This window comes from Burkholderia sp. 9779_493, from assembly GCF_015712215.1.
Taxonomy (GTDB): domain Bacteria; phylum Pseudomonadota; class Gammaproteobacteria; order Burkholderiales; family Burkholderiaceae; genus Burkholderia; species Burkholderia cenocepacia.
Window position 1 is genome coordinate 285,114 of the sequence record NZ_JACCQA010000006.1, and the last position, 16,204, is coordinate 301,317.

At 69.3% G+C, this 16,204-nt stretch carries 13 protein-coding genes; 11 read left to right on the forward strand and 2 right to left on the reverse strand.

All coding sequences use genetic code 11. The features are described 5' to 3' along the window. The first annotated feature begins 7 nt into the window (after positions 1-7). From araH to H0X95_RS08740, 9 genes are all read left to right on the forward strand, one after another. Positions 8-1,033 carry an L-arabinose ABC transporter permease AraH gene (araH, locus tag H0X95_RS08700; RefSeq protein ID WP_006485094.1) on the forward strand — a complete coding sequence of 342 codons (1,026 nt, stop codon included), beginning with the start codon at positions 8-10 and terminating at the stop codon, positions 1,031-1,033. Positions 1,034-1,089: 56 nt separating this feature from the next. Beyond that, positions 1,090-1,998 carry an SMP-30/gluconolactonase/LRE family protein gene (locus H0X95_RS08705; RefSeq protein ID WP_196446026.1) on the forward strand — a complete coding sequence of 303 codons (909 nt, stop codon included), beginning with the start codon at positions 1,090-1,092 and terminating at the stop codon, positions 1,996-1,998. A gap of 102 nt (positions 1,999-2,100) precedes the next feature. Continuing rightward, entirely contained in the window at positions 2,101-2,604 is a 504-nt protein-coding gene (locus tag H0X95_RS08710) for a MarR family winged helix-turn-helix transcriptional regulator (protein ID WP_034203131.1), read from the forward strand. Between the two features lie 235 nt (positions 2,605-2,839). Then, complete coding sequence (locus H0X95_RS08715; RefSeq protein ID WP_006494300.1) at positions 2,840-3,670, forward strand: p-hydroxycinnamoyl CoA hydratase/lyase; 831 nt, start codon at positions 2,840-2,842, stop codon at positions 3,668-3,670. A 71-nt stretch (positions 3,671-3,741) separates the two neighbouring features. Continuing rightward, positions 3,742-5,190 carry an aldehyde dehydrogenase gene (locus H0X95_RS08720; protein ID WP_059722202.1) on the forward strand — a complete coding sequence of 483 codons (1,449 nt, stop codon included), beginning with the start codon at positions 3,742-3,744 and terminating at the stop codon, positions 5,188-5,190. Further along, on the forward strand, positions 5,187-7,088 hold the full coding sequence (locus H0X95_RS08725) for a feruloyl-CoA synthase (protein ID WP_059722200.1): 1,902 nt from the start codon (positions 5,187-5,189) through the stop codon (positions 7,086-7,088). The genes H0X95_RS08720 and H0X95_RS08725 overlap by 4 nt, the downstream gene beginning before the upstream one ends. Positions 7,089-7,328: 240 nt before the next feature. Beyond that, entirely contained in the window at positions 7,329-8,534 is a 1,206-nt protein-coding gene (gene mhpT / locus H0X95_RS08730) for a 3-(3-hydroxy-phenyl)propionate transporter MhpT (protein WP_006494303.1), read from the forward strand. Between the two features lie 68 nt (positions 8,535-8,602). Next, entirely contained in the window at positions 8,603-9,751 is a 1,149-nt protein-coding gene (locus H0X95_RS08735; RefSeq protein ID WP_043204478.1) for a porin, read from the forward strand. Between the two features lie 33 nt (positions 9,752-9,784). After that, positions 9,785-11,509: a tannase/feruloyl esterase family alpha/beta hydrolase gene (locus H0X95_RS08740; RefSeq protein WP_196446027.1), complete on the forward strand. Its 1,725-nt coding sequence runs from the start codon at positions 9,785-9,787 to the stop codon at positions 11,507-11,509. Between the two features lie 67 nt (positions 11,510-11,576). Here the strand turns inward: H0X95_RS08740 and H0X95_RS08745 are convergent, their stop codons facing one another. Beyond that, the gene (locus H0X95_RS08745; RefSeq protein WP_034203136.1) at positions 11,577-12,053 is read right to left on the reverse strand and encodes an Lrp/AsnC family transcriptional regulator; all 477 of its coding nucleotides are present in this window, start codon (positions 12,051-12,053) and stop codon (positions 11,577-11,579) included. A gap of 179 nt (positions 12,054-12,232) precedes the next feature. Here H0X95_RS08745 and H0X95_RS08750 point away from each other — a divergent pair, with 179 nt between their 5' ends. Together H0X95_RS08750 and H0X95_RS08755 are read left to right on the forward strand one after the other, a co-directional pair. Then, positions 12,233-13,465: a diaminopropionate ammonia-lyase gene (locus H0X95_RS08750; RefSeq protein WP_196446028.1), complete on the forward strand. Its 1,233-nt coding sequence runs from the start codon at positions 12,233-12,235 to the stop codon at positions 13,463-13,465. Between the two features lie 41 nt (positions 13,466-13,506). Then, the gene (locus H0X95_RS08755; protein WP_006494307.1) at positions 13,507-14,691 is read left to right on the forward strand and encodes a M20 aminoacylase family protein; all 1,185 of its coding nucleotides are present in this window, start codon (positions 13,507-13,509) and stop codon (positions 14,689-14,691) included. Positions 14,692-14,745: 54 nt separating this feature from the next. On the opposite strand, the gene H0X95_RS08760 is transcribed toward H0X95_RS08755, so the two are convergent. After that, positions 14,746-16,104, reverse strand: coding sequence for an aspartate aminotransferase family protein (locus H0X95_RS08760; protein WP_006485067.1), 1,359 nt, complete (start codon positions 16,102-16,104; stop codon positions 14,746-14,748). Between the last annotated feature and the right edge of the window lie 100 nt (positions 16,105-16,204).

Genomic DNA, 16,204 nt, shown 5'->3' on the forward strand with positions numbered 1-16,204 from the left:
AACTGATATGAGCCAGGCAATGCAACCCCAACGTACTTCCCCGTCCCCGGATGCCGCGGCCGCGGCCACGCCCGCGCGGCCACGCGGCGGCGTGTGGCAGCTGATCAACCGCTCCGGCATCGTGATGGTGTTTCTCGTGCTGTTCGCGGTGCTGTCGATGACCGTGCCGGACTTCCTCACGCCGCGCAACATCCAGGGCCTGCTGCTGTCGGTCACGCTGATCGGCTCGATCGCGGTGACGATGATGTTCGTGCTCGCGCTCGGCGAGGTCGACCTGTCGGTCGCGTCGATCGTCGCGTTCTCGGGCGTCGTCGCGTCGACGCTGATCACCGCGACGCACAGCGTCGTGCTGGGTATCGCGGCCGGCGTGCTCGCCGGTGGGGCGGTCGGGCTCGTGAACGGCGTGCTGATCGCACGCTACCGGATCAACTCGCTGATCGTCACGCTCGCGATGATGGAAGTCGTGCGCGGGCTCGCGTTCATCACGTCGAACGGCGACGCGGTGATGATCTCGGAAGAGCGCTTCTTCGATCTCGGCGGCGGGTCGTTCCTCGGTATTTCGTATCCGATCTGGAGCAACATCGTCGGCTTCGTCGTGTTCGGTTTCCTGCTGCGCAAGACGGTGTTCGGCAAGAACGTGCTGGCCGTCGGCGGCAACGGCGAGGCGGCGCTGCTCGCGGGGCTGCCGGTGATGCGCATCAAGATCGCCGTGTTCGTGCTGCAAGGGCTCGTGACCGGCTTCGCCGGCGTGATGCTCGCGTCGCGGATGAGCCTCGGCGACCCGAAGACGTCGGTCGGCCTCGAACTCGGCGTGATCTCCGCATGTGTGCTCGGCGGCGTGTCGCTGACGGGCGGCGTCGCGACGATCTCCGGCGTGCTGGTCGGCGTGCTGATCATGGGCTCCGTGCAGGATGCGATGAGCCTGCTGAACGTGCCGACCTTTTACCAATATCTGATACGCGGCGGAATTCTGTTGCTCGCGGTGCTGTTCGACCAGTATCGTCGCAACCAGCGGCGCGCGATGAAGATCTGACTTCGGTGATGGCGCGGCCGCCCGCGAACGCGACAGATCAGACATCGGGAGACGGCATGCAACAGACTCATCCGGCCGCGTCGGCGACGCTGCTGGCCGACAGCCGCAACACGCTCGGCGAAGGCGCGACGTGGTGCGACAGGACGCACGCGCTGTATTGGGTGGACATCGAAGGCGCGCAGCTGTGGCGCTGCCGCGCGGACGGCTCGGACCTCGCGCAGTGGGCGATGCCCGAACGGCTCGCGTGCTTCGCGTTGACCGACGAGCCGGACGTGCTGCTCGTCGGGCTCGCGACCCATCTCGCGTTCTTCGACCTGCGCAGCGGCGCGTTCACGCGGATCGTCGACGTCGAGCCCGACTTGCCGACGCGGCTCAACGACGGGCGCGGCGACGGGGCCGGCGCATTCGTGTTCGGGATGAAGGACGAAGGCGCCGAGCCGCCGCGCGCGGTCGGCGGGTTCTATCGCCTCAACCCCGACCTCACGCTCGAACGGCTCGCGTTGCCGCCGGCCGCGATCGCGAACAGCATCGGGTTCTCGCCGGACGGTTCGAAGATGTATTTCTGCGATTCGCTGGTGCGCGAGATTTTCGTGTGCGATTACCGTGCGGGTGGCGACGTCGCGAACGTGCGGCCGTTCGCGCGGCTGATCGATGCCAATGGTGATCCGGACGGGTCGATCGTCGATCGCGACGGTGGGCTGTGGAATGCGCAGTGGGGCGGCAGGCGCGTGGTGCGTTATGGGCCGGACGGGGTCGAGACGGATCGCGTTGAAGTGCCGACCGCGCAGCCGAGCTGCGTTGCGATCGACGGTGAAGGCCGGCTGTATGTGACGAGTGCGCGTGTTGACCTGAGCGATGACGCGCTGGCCGGCGATGTGCACGCGGGCGGCGTGTTCGTCGCGCAGACGCGCTACGCGGGGCTGCCGACCGCGCGGTTCGCGGGCCGGCGCGCGTCGCACGGCTGACCGCCGCAGCCGACCGCGCGTACCGCGCGTGTCGCGTACAACCGGACAGAACGACGTTTCGCGTGCTGGTAAGATGGCTCGCAATTCCATCCAGCACGCGCCATGAGTTCCACCCCGACCAAGCCCGCCCGTTCGAAACCCGCCGCGAAGGACGCCGCCCGCGCCACGGGCGACAAGCCGAAAGCGCGCGTGCAACAACGTCTGACCTACGTGATCGGCGGCCTCGACAGGCTGCTGCGCCGTCACATGACCGACGCGCTCGCGCCGCTCGGCATCACGCTCGCGCAATACACGGCGCTGTCGGTGCTCGAGGCGCGCGGCGCATCGTCGAACGCGCAACTGGCCGAGCGCTCGTGGATCACGCCGCAATCGGCGAACGAGGTGATGAGCGTGATGGCCGCGCGCGGTTTCGTCACGCGCGAAGCCGACCCGTCGCACGGCCGCATCATCCTGCTGAAGCTGACCGACGCAGGCGCGGCGATGCTGCGCGAATGCGAAGCCGTGCTGCGCCCGCTCGAGGCCCGCATGCTGGGCGACATCCCGGCCGACGACGCCGCGCACGTGCAGCGCGCGCTCGAACTGTTCTCGCGCAACCTGCGCGGCTGAGCGCCTCCCCGATTTTCACGACGCGGGCCCGTTCGGCCCGTGCGCGCTTCGTCCGCGCCATCGGCGATCGCTCGACCGCTCCCTGATTTCCCCGCCGCATTCTCCGGTTTCCGCTCCGGGTTTACACCGGCGCTCGTGCCGCTTGCAATATCAGGTAGCCTGATATTAAATGAAGTCGTCCGCAGCACGCAGGCTGCGCACCGAATCGCACTGGAAACGAACGACAGGAACAGACATGAGCAAGTACGACAACCGCTGGCAGACCGTTGAAGTGAAAGTGGAGGCCGGCATCGCGTGGGTGACGTTGAATCGCCCCGAGAAGCGCAACGCAATGAGCCCCACGCTGAACCAGGAGATGCTTCAGGTGCTCGACGCGGTCGAGTTCGACGACGAGGCGAAGGTGCTCGTGCTGACCGGCGCGGGGGCCGCATGGACGGCCGGCATGGATCTGAAGGAGTATTTCCGCGAGATCGACGGCGGCCCGGACGCGCTGCAGGAAAAGGTGCGCCGCGACGCATCGGAATGGCAGTGGCGCCGCCTGCGGATGTACGGCAAGCCGACCATCGCGATGGTGAACGGCTGGTGCTTCGGCGGCGGGTTCTCGCCGCTCGTCGCGTGTGACCTCGCGATCGCGGCCGACGAAGCGGTGTTCGGGCTGTCGGAGATCAACTGGGGCATCCCGCCCGGCAACCTCGTCAGCAAGGCGATGGCCGACACGGTCGGACACCGCCGCGCGCTGCACTACATCATGACCGGCGACACGTTCACCGGCGTCGAAGCCGCGGAGATGGGCCTCGTGAACAGCAGCGTGCCGCTCGCCGGGCTGCGCGACGCGACGATCGCGCTCGCCGCACGGCTGATGGACAAGAACCCGGTCGTGCTGCGCGCGGCGAAGCACGGCTTCAAGCGCTCGCGCGAACTCACGTGGGAGCAGTGCGAGGATTACCTGTATGCGAAGCTCGACCAGGCGCAACTGCGCGACCCGGAGCGCGGCCGCGAACAGGGGCTGAAGCAGTTCCTCGACGACAAGGCGATCAAGCCGGGTCTGCAAGCCTACAAGCGCTGATACAAGCGCGGACGCAGCCGCCGGCTTCCCCGCCGGCGTAATCGCAAGAGACAGGCAAGGCAGGAGACGACATGACCGACAGACGGATGCTGATCGGCGGCGAGTGGTGCACCGCCCGCGACGGCCGCACCTTCGACCGCTTCAACCCCGCGACGGGCGCGCTTGCGTCGCGCGCGCCGGCGGCCGGCAGCGCCGACGCCGACGCGGCGATCGACGCCGCGCACCGCGCGTTCCCCGCATGGGCGGCGCTCGCGCCGACCGAGCGCCGCCGGCTGCTGCTGAAGGCGGCCGACCTGATGGACGCGCGCATCGACGAGATCATCGCGACCGGCGTCGCCGAAACGGGCGCGACGCCCGGCTGGATCGGCTTCAACGTGACGCTCGCGGCGAACATGCTGCGCGAGGCCGCGTCGATGACGACGCAGATCGCCGGCGACGTGATTCCGTCCGACGTACCGGGCAATCTCGCGCTCGCGATGCGGGTGCCGTGCGGCGTGGTGCTCGGCATCGCGCCGTGGAATGCGCCGGTGATCCTCGGCACGCGGGCGCTGGCGATGCCGCTCGCGTGCGGCAACACGGTCGTGCTGAAGGCGTCCGAGGCGTGCCCGGGCGTGCACGCGCTGATCGGCGCGGTGCTGGACGAAGCCGGGCTCGGCGCCGGCGTGGTCAACGTGATCACGCACGCGGCGGCCGATGCACCGGCGCTTGTCGAACGGATGATCGCGCATCCGCATGTGAAGCGGATCAACTTCACCGGGTCGACGCACGTCGGCCGCATCATCGCGCGCCACGCGGCCGCGCACCTGAAACCCGTGCTGCTCGAACTCGGCGGCAAGGCGCCGGTGCTGGTGCTCGACGATGCGGATCTCGATGCAGCCGTCGACGCGATCGCGTTCGGCGCGTTCTTCAACCAGGGGCAGATCTGCATGTCGACCGAGCGCGTGATCGCCGCGCGGCCGGTCGCCGGTGCGCTCGTCGAGCGGCTCGCCGCAAAGGCGCGCACGCTGGTTGCCGGCGATCCGCTGGCCGGCCATCCGCTCGGCACGATGGTCGATGCGTCGGCCGCCACGCGCGCGGCGTCGCTGGTCGAGGATGCGCGTGCGCACGGTGCGCATCTGCCGCTCGGCTGCCGCGTCGAAGGCGCGACGATGCAGCCGGCGATCGTCGACGGCGTGACGCCCGAGATGCGCCTGTATCGCGAGGAATCGTTCGCGCCGGTCGTCGCGATCCTGCGTGCGGACAACGACGACGAAGCGGTCGCGCTCGCGAACGACAGCGAGTTCGGGCTGTCGGCGAGCGTGTTCAGTCGCGACGTCGCGCGCGCGATGGCGGTCGCGCGCCGAATCGAATCGGGGATCTGCCACATCAACGGGCCGACCGTGCACGACGAAGCGCAGATGCCGTTCGGCGGCACGAAGGCGAGCGGCTACGGACGCTTCGGCAGCCGCGCGTCGATCGCCGAATTCACCGAGCTGCGCTGGATCACCGTGCAGACCGCGCCGCGGCATTACCCGGTATGAGCGAGCCGACGATGAATGTTGAGACGCCCGCCAGCGGCCCGATGAACGACACGGGCGCCGTGCGCTATCGCGCGGCCGCCGTCGCGGTCGGCGCGGCCGAGATTCGCCGCGCCGACGACGGTACCTGGTACCTGCGCTCGCGCGAACCGCTCGGCGATTATCCGACTCGCGTCACCGACTGCCTCGTGCGCGGCGCGCAAGCGCATCCGGACCGCGTGCTGGCCGCGCGGCGCGGCGCCGACGGCCGCTGGATCGAGATCACGTACGCGCGGATGCTCGAACGCGCCCGCGCGCTCGGCCAGGGCCTCGTCGATCTCGGGCTGTCGGCCGAGCGCCCGCTCGCGGTGCTGTCCGGCAACGACCTCGAGCATCTGCAGCTGATGTTCGCGGCGATGCTGGCCGGCGTGCCGTACTCGCCGATCTCGCCCGCGTATTCGCTGGTGTCGACCGACTACGGCAAGCTGCGTCACACGCTCGGCGTGCTGCGGCCGGGCGCGGTGTTCGTCGCCGAACGCGCGCCGTTCGCGCGGGCGCTCGATGCGACGTTGCCGGCCGATGCGGCGCTGATCGTCGCGCACGATGCCGATGTCGATGCCGAGGGCCGCGCGGTGCCGCTGTCGCGCCTGCTCGCCACCGCCCCGCGCACGATCGACGCGATTCACGAGGCGGTCGGCCCCGACCATCTCGCGAAGATCCTGTTCACGTCCGGTTCGACGAAGCAGCCGAAGGCCGTGCCGACCACGCACCGGATGCTGTGCAGCAACCAGCAGATGTTGCGGCAGACGATGCCGGAACTGACGCGTGAGCCGCCGGTGCTGGTCGACTGGCTGCCGTGGAATCACACGTTCGGCGGCAGTCACAACCTCGGCATCGCGCTGTACAACGGCGGCACGCTGTATATCGACGACGGTCGCCCGGTGCCCGGCCGCTTCGACGAAACCGTGCGCAACCTGCGCGAGATCGCGCCGACGATCTACTTCAACGTGCCGAAGGGCTGGGAGGAACTGACCGCCGCGCTCGAACGCGATGCCGAATTGCGCGACACGTTCTTCTCGCGCGTGAAGCTGTATTTCTTCGGCGGCGCGGGGCTGTCGCAGGCCGCGTGGGACCGGCTCGATCGCGTGACCGAAGCGCATTGCGGCGAGCGCATCCGGATCATGGCCGGCCTCGGGATGACGGAGGCGTCGCCGTCGTGCCTGTTCACGACGGGGCCGCTGATGCGCGCAGGCTATATCGGGCTGCCCGCGCCCGGCTGCGACGCGAAGCTGGTGCCGTGCGGCGGCAAGCACGAACTGCGCTTCAAGGGGCCGAACGTGATGCGCGGCTACTGGCACGCGGACGTCGATCCGCGCGACGTGTTCGACGACGAAGGCTACTACCGCAGCGGCGACGCAGGCGTCTTCGCCGATCCGGCGCGGCCGGAACTCGGGCTGCTGTTCGACGGGCGGCTGACCGAGGATTTCAAGCTGAGCAGCGGCACGTTCGTCAGCGTTGGGCCATTGCGCGCGAATGCGGTGTCGACGGGTGCGCCGTACGTGCAGGACGTGGTCGTCACCGGGATCAATCGCGACGACATCGGCTTGCTGGTGTTTCCGCGTGTCGACGCGTGCCGTGTGCTGGCGGGGCTCGCCGCCGATGCGTCCGTGACCGACGTGCTGCGCGCGCCGGCCGTGCGCGCGGCGTTCGCGGCGTGGCTTGCCGCGCTGAACCGGAACGCGAGCGGCGGGTCGACGTTCGTCGCGCGAATCCGGCTGATCGACACGCCGCCGTCGCTCGATCTCGGCGAGGTGACCGACAAGGGTTCGCTGAACCAGGCGGCCGTGCAGAAGCATCGCGCGGCGGCGATCGAAGCACTGTACGACCCGGCGCGGCGCGATCCCGACGTGATTTACGCGTAAGCGCACGCACGGGCAGCAACGAGCAGCAAGCAGTCAGCAACAACAAGCAGTCAGCAACAACAAGCAGGCACAACGACCGGCCGGTCACGACACCGGCGGGCATTCTTGCGGCCAGTGAATCAGGTTGCCTGATAAAGGCGGCCTTTCATTCGACACCTCGCGCGCCGAACCGCCACTGGCCGGCGGCGGCGCGACGGTCGTTGCACGGCCGACCGACTACAAAGACATGGGACTGGAGACATGAACACTTACGTTGCCGAAAAATCCACGGTCGCGACCACGCTGGCGTTGTGTTTCGCGATCGCCCTCCTCGAAGGGCTCGACCTGCAGTCGGTCGGCGTCGCCGCGCCGCGGATGGCGCGCGAATTCGGGCTGTCCGTATCGCAGATGGGCATCGCGTTCAGCGCGGGCACCTTCGGGCTGCTGCCGGGTGCGATGCTCGGCGGGCGGCTCGCCGACCGGATCGGCCGCAAGCGCGTGCTGATCGCGTCGACCGTGCTGTTCGGGCTGCTGTCGATCGCGACCGCGCAGGTCTCGAGCTTCGCGATGCTCGTCGTCGTGCGCGTGCTGACCGGTATCGGCCTCGGCGGCGCGATGCCCAACCTGATCGCGCTGTCGTCCGAAGCGGTCGAGCCGCGCTCGCGCAGCAGCGCGGTCGCGACGATGTACTGCGGGATCCCGTTCGGCGGCGTGATCGCGTCGCTGATCGGCGTGCTGCTCGCGGGCGATACCGAATGGCGCCACATCTTCTACGTCGGCGGCCTGGGGCCGCTGCTGCTCGTGCCGCTGCTCGTGTGGTGCCTGCCGGAATCGCGCGCGTATCTCGACGTCGCGGGCACGCAGGCCGCGCGCGCCAGCGTCGCCCGGACGCTGTTCGGCGACGGCCGTACGACGTCGACGCTCGCGCTGTGGGTCAGCTACTTCTGCACGCTGATCGTCCTCTACTTCCTGCTGAACTGGCTGCCGTCGCTGATGGCCGCGCGCGGGCTCGATCGCGCGCACGTCGGCCTCGTGCAGATCGCGTTCAACGTCGGCGCGGGGCTCGGCGCGCTCGGCATCGGCGCGGCGCTCGACCGGATGCGCGCGTCGCGCGTGGTCGGCGGCATGTACGTCGGAATCGTGCTGTCGCTCGCCGCGCTGGCGGCCGCACCCGGCTTCGCGTCGCTCGCGGCGGCTGCGTTCGCGGCCGGGATGTTCGTCGTCGGCGGCCAGTCGGTGCTGTATGCGCTGGCCGCGATGTACTACCCGACCGCGATGCGCGGGACCGGCGTCGGCTCGGCGGTCGCCGTCGGCCGGCTCGGCTCCGTCGTCGGCCCGCTCGCGGCCGCGACGTTGCTGGCCGCCGGCCGCAGCGCGCCGGTCGTGATCGGCGCGAGCATCCCCGTCACGCTGGTCGCGGCCGTGGCCGCGCTGCTGTTGATCCGCCGCCCGCGGGCCGGCGACTGACATTGCCCGGTTTTTTCGATGCGCGCCGTCAGAGCGCGCGATTCAACATGGTCTGGAGACGCAACGAAATGAAGACGAAGACAAGGAATGGCCTGCTGGCCGCCGGCGCGTGCTGCGCGCTCGCCGCGCCGGGCGCGCACGCGCAGTCGAGCGTGACGCTGTACGGGATCATCGACACGGGCGTCGAATTCGTGTCGCACGCGAACGCGGCCGGCGATCACGTGGTGCGGATGCCGGGCGTGACGGGCGAACTGCCGTCGCGCTGGGGGCTGCGCGGCAGCGAGGATCTCGGCGGCGGCTATCAGGCGGTGTTCACGCTCGAAAGCGGCTTCAACGTGCGCGGCGGCGATCTCGGCCAGGGCGGCCGGCTGTTCGGGCGGCAGGCGTTCGTCGGGCTGAAGAGCGGCTTCGGCACGCTCGCGTTCGGCCGCCAGTACACGATGACCTATCTCGCGCTGCAGGGCGCGGACATCATCGGCCCCGACATCTACGGGCTCGGCTCGTTCGACGCGTACGTGCCGAACGGCCGCGCCGACAATGCGGTGACCTACCTCGGCACGTATCGCGGCGTGACGCTCGGCGCCGCGTATTCGTTCGGCCGCGACGGCGCGGGCACCGGCAACTCGCCGGGGCAGGGCACGTGCGCGGGGCAGGTGCCGGGCGACGCGGTGCAATGCCGCAACTGGTCGGTGATGCTCAAGTACGACAGTGCGTACTTCGGTGCGGCGGCGTCGTACGAGGAACAGCGCGGCGGTACCGGCGCGGCCGCGAACTTCTTCGACGGCGTGGCGCCCGTTCCCTTCACCAGCAGCGGCGGCAAGGATGCGCGCACCCACGTGAGCGCGTATGCGCAAGCGGCCGGCGCGAAGATCGGCGCGGGCTGGATCGGGCGGCGCGTGTCGACCGGTTCGCCGGCGGCGGCGGGCGCGCATTCGGACCTGTTCTTCGTCGGCGCGTCGTATGCGGTGAAGCCCGATTTCATCGTCGACGGCGAAGGCTACCGGATCGTCAATTCCGCGCACGACACGCGCGCGACGATGGCCACGCTGCGCGCGACCTATCTGCTGACCAAGCGCACGGCCGTCTATGCGCAATCGTCGTATCTGTGGAACAGCGCGCATGCACGCTACTCGGTCAGCGGCGGCGGGCCCGGCACCACGCCCGGCGCGGGGATGGGGCAGCTCGGCGCGATGGTCGGCATGCGGCACATGTTCTGATTCACCGGCGTGACGAACCGAACGGGAGCTATCTTGAACAGAAAATCTGCATTCCTTTGCATTGCGCCGTTGTCTGCCGCCGCGATGCTCGCCGGGTGCGGCGGCGACGATTCGGTCAGCGCCGCGCCCACGCACCTGAGCGCCGCGACGCCGGTCGCGATGGCGCAGACCTGCGACGCGCTCGCCGCGAAGCTCGCGTATGCGAACACGTCGTTCACGTCGGTGACGACCGCGGCCGCCGGCGCGTTGACGGTGGCCGGCAAGCCGGTCGCCGAGCACTGCGTGATCGCCGGCAAGATGAACGAGCGCGTGAGCGCGGTGGACGGCAAGACCTATGCGATCGGCTTCGAGATGCGTTTGCCGAAAGCATGGAACGGCCGCTTCTTTTACCAGGCCAACGGCGGGCTCGACGGCAACGTCGTGACCGCGACCGGCGAGATCGGCGGCGGCGGGCCGTTGACCAATGCGCTGAACCAGGGGTTCGCGGTGATCAGCTCGGATTCGGGGCACAGCGCCGCGCAGAATCCGCTGTTCGGTCTCGATCCGCAGGCGCGGATCGATTACGGCTACGGCGCGGTCGACGCGCTGACGCCGATGGCCAAGCAGGTGATCCGGCTCGCGTACGGCAAGGCGCCCGATCGCAGCTATTTCGGCGGTTGCTCGAACGGCGGCCGTCACGCGATGGTCACGGCGGTGCGCAACCCGGCCGACTACGACGGCATCATCGCGGGCGATCCGGGCTTCCATCTGCCGAAGGCGGCGATCGGCGAGATGTATGGCGCGCAGCAGTTCGCGAAGATCGCGTCGGCCACCGGAACGAACGGGCTGCCGGATATCCGCAGCGGTTTCAACGATGCGGAGCGCCAGTTCGTCGGCGCGAAGATTCTCGAGAAATGCGATGCGCTCGATGGCGCGGCCGACGGGATGGTGCAGGACGTCGCCGCGTGCCAGACGCATTTCAGCGTCGACACGGACATCCCGACCTGCGCGAACGGCACGCGCACCGGGTCGTGCCTGACGCCTGCGCAGAAAACCGCGCTGGAGAACGTGTTCGCCGGTGCGCGCAACAGCGCGGGCACGGCGCTCTACGCGAGCTTCCCGTACGATCCGGGCATCTCGGGCCCTGGTTGGGCCGGGTGGAAGCAGTCGAATTCCGTCACGCTCGATCCGGCCGCGATGGCGTTCACGTTCATGACGCCGCCGAAAACCGCCGCGGCGCTCGCGAACCTGCCCGGCTTCGCGCTCGGCTTCGACATGGACAACGATGCGCCGGCGATCTTCGCGACGAACGGGGTTTATACCCAATCGTCATGGTCGTTCATGACGCCGCCCGACGAGACGAACCTGTCCGCGCTGAAGGCGCGCGGCGCGAAGCTGCTCGTCTATCACGGCACGGGTGATCCGGTGTTCTCGTTCAACGACACGCGCGACTGGTATGCGAACGTCACGCAGGCGAACGGCGGCGACGCGTCGGACTTCGCGCGCTTCTATCCGGTGCCGGGGATGAATCACTGTTCGGGCGGGCCGGCGGCCGACCAGTTCGACATGCTGACGCCGCTCGTCGCGTGGGTCGAGCAGGGGCAGGCGCCGGCCGCGATCGTGGCCGCCGCGCGCGACACGACGAACGCGGTGCCGAACGCGGACGTGCCCGCGTCGTGGGGCGCGGGACGCACGCGGCCGTTGTGCCCGTATCCGCAGGTCGCGCGCTACAACGGCTCGGGCGACGTGAATTCGGCGGCGAGCTTCAGTTGTCGCTGACGTAGCCGTCGATGGGAGGCGGCCGGCGCATGCAACGATGTGCCGGCCGCTTCATGGCCTCATTCATTTACTCGCCGGCATCGACCGGCACGTCGAGCCCGACCTTCACGCGGCTCATGCTCACCAGCGTCTTGAACCGCTTCACGTTGTTGTTCGCGAAGAACAGCTCGCGCGTGAGCGCGTTGTACTGATCCATGTTGCGCACCGCGAGGATCAGCACGAAATCCCATTCCCCCGTCACGTAGTAGCACTGCTGGATCTGCGGGCAGCGCTCGAATGCGCGCTTCATCGCGTCGAGCTGGTCGATCTGCTCGCTCTCGACCTCGACGTTCACGACGATCGTCAGCGGATGGTCGACCTTGTCCGGCGCGACGACGGCCGTGTAGCGCTCGATCACGCCGTCTTCCGCGAGGCGCCGCAGCCGCCGGTTCACCGCGGCCGTCGACAGGTTGACGCGCGCGCCGAGCTCGGCTTGCGGCGTCTGCGCGTCGCGCTGGACTTCCATCAGCAACTTGCGATCGAACGCATCGAGAGGGGGCGTCATGATGGTGTGTCGAACCTCGGAAGAATGAGAAATTTTTGCGTCTGGGCCATCGATTTGGCGATTTTGTTGACCGGCATGCGCAATATTATTTTTCCAACCGCCGGCCAGCGCAACCCGCGCCTGCCCGACCGACCCACCCGACGGACCGCCCGCGCGGTCCCGATCCGGAGCTTTTCGTCATGCTGATCGCCAACCCGCGCGCGTCGCGCACCGCTTACCCGAACGCGCTGCGCCGCGTGATGAACATCGCGTCGGCCGACGAAAGCGGCGCGTGGCTCGCGCACTGGCCGCTCGTCGGCCACGCGCGCACGCCGCTGCGCGCGCTGCCCAATCTGGCCGCGCGGCTCGGCGTCGCGAGCGTCAGCGTGAAGGACGAGTCGTGCCGCTCGCCGCTCGGCAGCTTCAAGGCGCTCGGCGCGCCGATCGCGCTGGTGCGGCTCGTGAAGCGGCTGCGGCGCACGCAGGCGCTCGATCCGCAGGGGCTCGTCACCGGCCGCTACGCGGCGGAGCTGGCCGACCTGACGGTGATCAGCGCGACCGACGGCAATCACGGCCGCGCGCTGGCTGCCGCCGCGCGCGCGATCGGCTGCGGCTGCGTGATCGTGCTGCATGCGAACGTCGACGCCGAGCGCGAACGCGCGATCTCGGCCTACGGCGCGCGGATCGTGCGCATCGCGGGGAACTACGACGAATCGGTCGTCTGCGCGGCGCAGCTCGCGCAAGCGAACGGCTGGTACGTCGTGTCGGATACGTCGTACGACGGCTACGAAGCGATTCCGCGCGACGTGATGCAGGGCTACGGCGTGATCGCCGCCGAAGCGGCCGCGCAGGCCGCGGAGGACGACGGACGGCCGTTCACGCACGTGTTCCTGCAAGGCGGCGTGGGCGGCCTCGCCGCGGGCGTCGCGAGTTACCTGTGGGAGCGCGACGGCGTGCAGCGGCCGCGCTTCGTCGTCGTCGAGCCGCGCCAGGCCGATTGCCTGTACCAGAGCGCGTTGGCCGGCCGTGCGACGAAGGCGACCGGCAGCGTCGATTCGGTGATGGCCGGGCTCGCATGCGGCGAGGCGTCGCCGCTCGCGTGGGATTTCCTCGAGATGTGCATCGACTACTTCATGCTGATCGACGACGAGGACGCGGTGCAGGCGATGCGCGGCCTCGCGGCCGGCAGCGCACGCGACGTGCCGGTCGTCGCCGGCGAATCGGGCGCGGCCGGCGTGGCCGGGCTCGACGTGCTGATGCGCGACCCGGCGCTCGCTCGGCAGGTCGGGCTCGATGCGAATGCGCGCGTGCTGGCGATCAACACGGAAGGGGCGACCGCGCCGTCCGTGTACCGGCATTGCGTCGGCGAGACGGCCGACGCGGTGCTCGCGCGGCAGCGCGACTGGCTGAGCCGCGTGGCGGTGGCGGCCTGAACGACATGACGACCGACGTGACTATCGACGAGGCCAGCGCAATGGACACAATCGACGCAACGGCAGAAAGCACGCTGCAGGGGCAGCTGAAGACCTGGCGCCGCCATCTGCACCAGTATCCGGAGACGGGTTTCGAAGAGGTGAACACGTCGGACTACGTCGCGCGGATTCTCACGACGCTCGGGCTCGACGTACATCGCGGGATCGGCGGCACCGGGCTCGTCGCGAACCTGACGGCCGGCACGGGCCGGCGCGCGATCGGCATTCGTGCGGACATGGACGCGCTGAACATCGCCGAGCACGCACCGGGTCGCGAACACGTATCGCGCACACCGGGCAAGATGCATGCGTGCGGACACGACGGCCACATGTCGATGGTGCTCGGCGCCGCGCAACTGCTGGCCGAGCGCAAGGATTTCGACGGCACGGTGCGCTTCATCTTCCAGCCGGCGGAAGAGCACGGCCGCGGCGCGAAGGCGATGATGGCCGACGGGCTGTTCGAGCGCTTTCCGGTCGATGCGATCTTCGGCGCGCACAACATGCCGGGCATGCGCGCGGGCACGTTCGCGACGCGGGCGGGCGGCATCATGGCGAGCGAGGACAACTTCGTGATCCGGATCGACGGGCGCGGCACGCATGCGGCGCGTCCGCACATGGGCATCGACCCGATCGTGATCGGCTCGCAGATCGTGCTCGCGCTGCAGACGATCGTGTCGCGCAATCTCGACCCGGGCCAGCAGGCGGTGATCTCGTGCACGGAATTCATCACCGACGGGCTGCGCAACGTGCTGCCGTCGACCGTGACGATCAAGGGCGACACGCGCAGCTATTCGCGCGACGTGCAGGCGCTGCTGGAAACGCGGATGCGCGAGATCAGCGAAGGGATCTGCCGCACGCACGGCGCGACCTGCACGTTCGAATACACGCACGAGTTCGCGCCGACGGTGAATTCGCCGGAATGGGTCGACACGGCCGTGCAGGCCGCCGCGCACGTCGCGGGCGCCGACGCGGTGCACGCCGACGTGCAGCCGATGATGATCTCGGAGGATTTCGGCGCGTTCCTGCAGGCGGTGCCGGGCAACTTCGTGTTCATCGGCAACGGCGAGGCGGCCGGGCAGGGCGGCGTGCCGCTGCACAACGCGACCTACGATTTCAACGACGCGATCCTGCCGGTGGGCGCGCGGTATTTCGCGGAAGTGGCGCGGCGGGCGTTGAAGGCGGTGTAGCGAAAGCGGCGGCCCGGTACGCGCTCGCGCGCGTACCGGCCCTGCGTCAGCGCATCACACCAGCTCACCCAGACACGCATCGAACTGCGCGACGAGCCGGTCGACATCGTCGTCGGTCGTTTGCGGGCACACGAGCATCATGTTGTGGAACGGCGTGATCAGCACGCCGCGATTCAGCAGGTACAGGTGCACGATGTGCTCCAGTTCGCTGTCGAGCTGCGCGCCGGCCAGCGTGCCGTTGCGCGGCGGCACCGGCGCGAACTGAAACTCGGTGCGCGCGCCGATGCGCGTCACGCACCACGGCAGCCGGTGTGTCGCGATCGCGTGTTCGAGGCCCGTCGCGAGCCGCGCGGCGAGTGCGAACATGTGCGCATACGCGGCGTCGGTCGCTACTTCGGCGAGCGTCGCGCGCATCGCATGCATCGCGAGCATGTTCGCGGTGAGCGTCGTGCCGATGCCCGAGTGGCCGGGCGGCGCGTTCAGCTTCGCCTGCTTGGCGCGCGCCGCGAATTCGGCGCTGAACCCGTACACCGCGCACGGCACGCCGCCCGCGATCGGCTTGCCGACCACCAGCATGTCCGGTTCGAGACCGTGCGCGACCGCGTAACCGCCGGGGCCGCTGCTGATCGTGTGCGTCTCGTCGATCACCAGCAGCGTGCCGGTGCGGCGCGTCAGTTCGCGCGCGGCTTCCCAGAAACCCGGGTCGGGCAGCACCATGCCGATGTTCGTCATCGCGGGCTCCGCGAGCACGCACGCGACATCGCCGTCCTGCAGCGCCGCTTCGAGCGCGGCCAGATCGTTGAACTCGACGACGCGCGTGTTCGCTAGCAGGTCGTACGATTGCCCGAGCAGGCTGTCGCGCTGTACCGGGCGGCCGTCGACGAGATCGACGAACACGTCGTCGACCGTGCCGTGATAACAGCCGTTGAACACGACGATCGTGTTGCGGCCGGTGGCCGCGCGCGCCCAGCGCAGCACGAAGCGGTTCGCGTCGCTCGCGCTCAACGCGAATTGCCAGACCGGCAACTTGAAGCGCCGCGCGAGTTCGCGCGACACCCACGCGGCGTCCTCGCTCGGCAGCATCGTCGTGTAGCCGCGCGTGGCCTGTTCGACGAGCGCGCGGGCGACGGGTTCGGGCGCATGGCCGAACATCGCGCCGGTGTCGCCGAGGCAGAAATCGACGTAGCGATGACCGTCGACGTCGGTAAACGTCGCGCCGCGGGCTTCCTTCACGTAGAGCGAGAACGGGGTCGACCAGTCCTGCATCCAGTGCAACGGCACGCCGAACAGCAAGTGCTCGGACGCTTCCGCGGACAGCGCGCGGGAAACCGGCATGGCTTCGGTGAACGTCTGACGTTCGCGATCGAACAGCGCGCGGGCGCGGATGAGGTCGACTCCGTGGCGGGTAGGCAAAGGCAGCTCCTGGGCTGTGGGGATGGGGGAAACGATAGCGCGGGTGGCGCGGGGCTGACCAGAGGCGGAATTACCGAGGCGGTTGGCAGTGGGCGGGAGG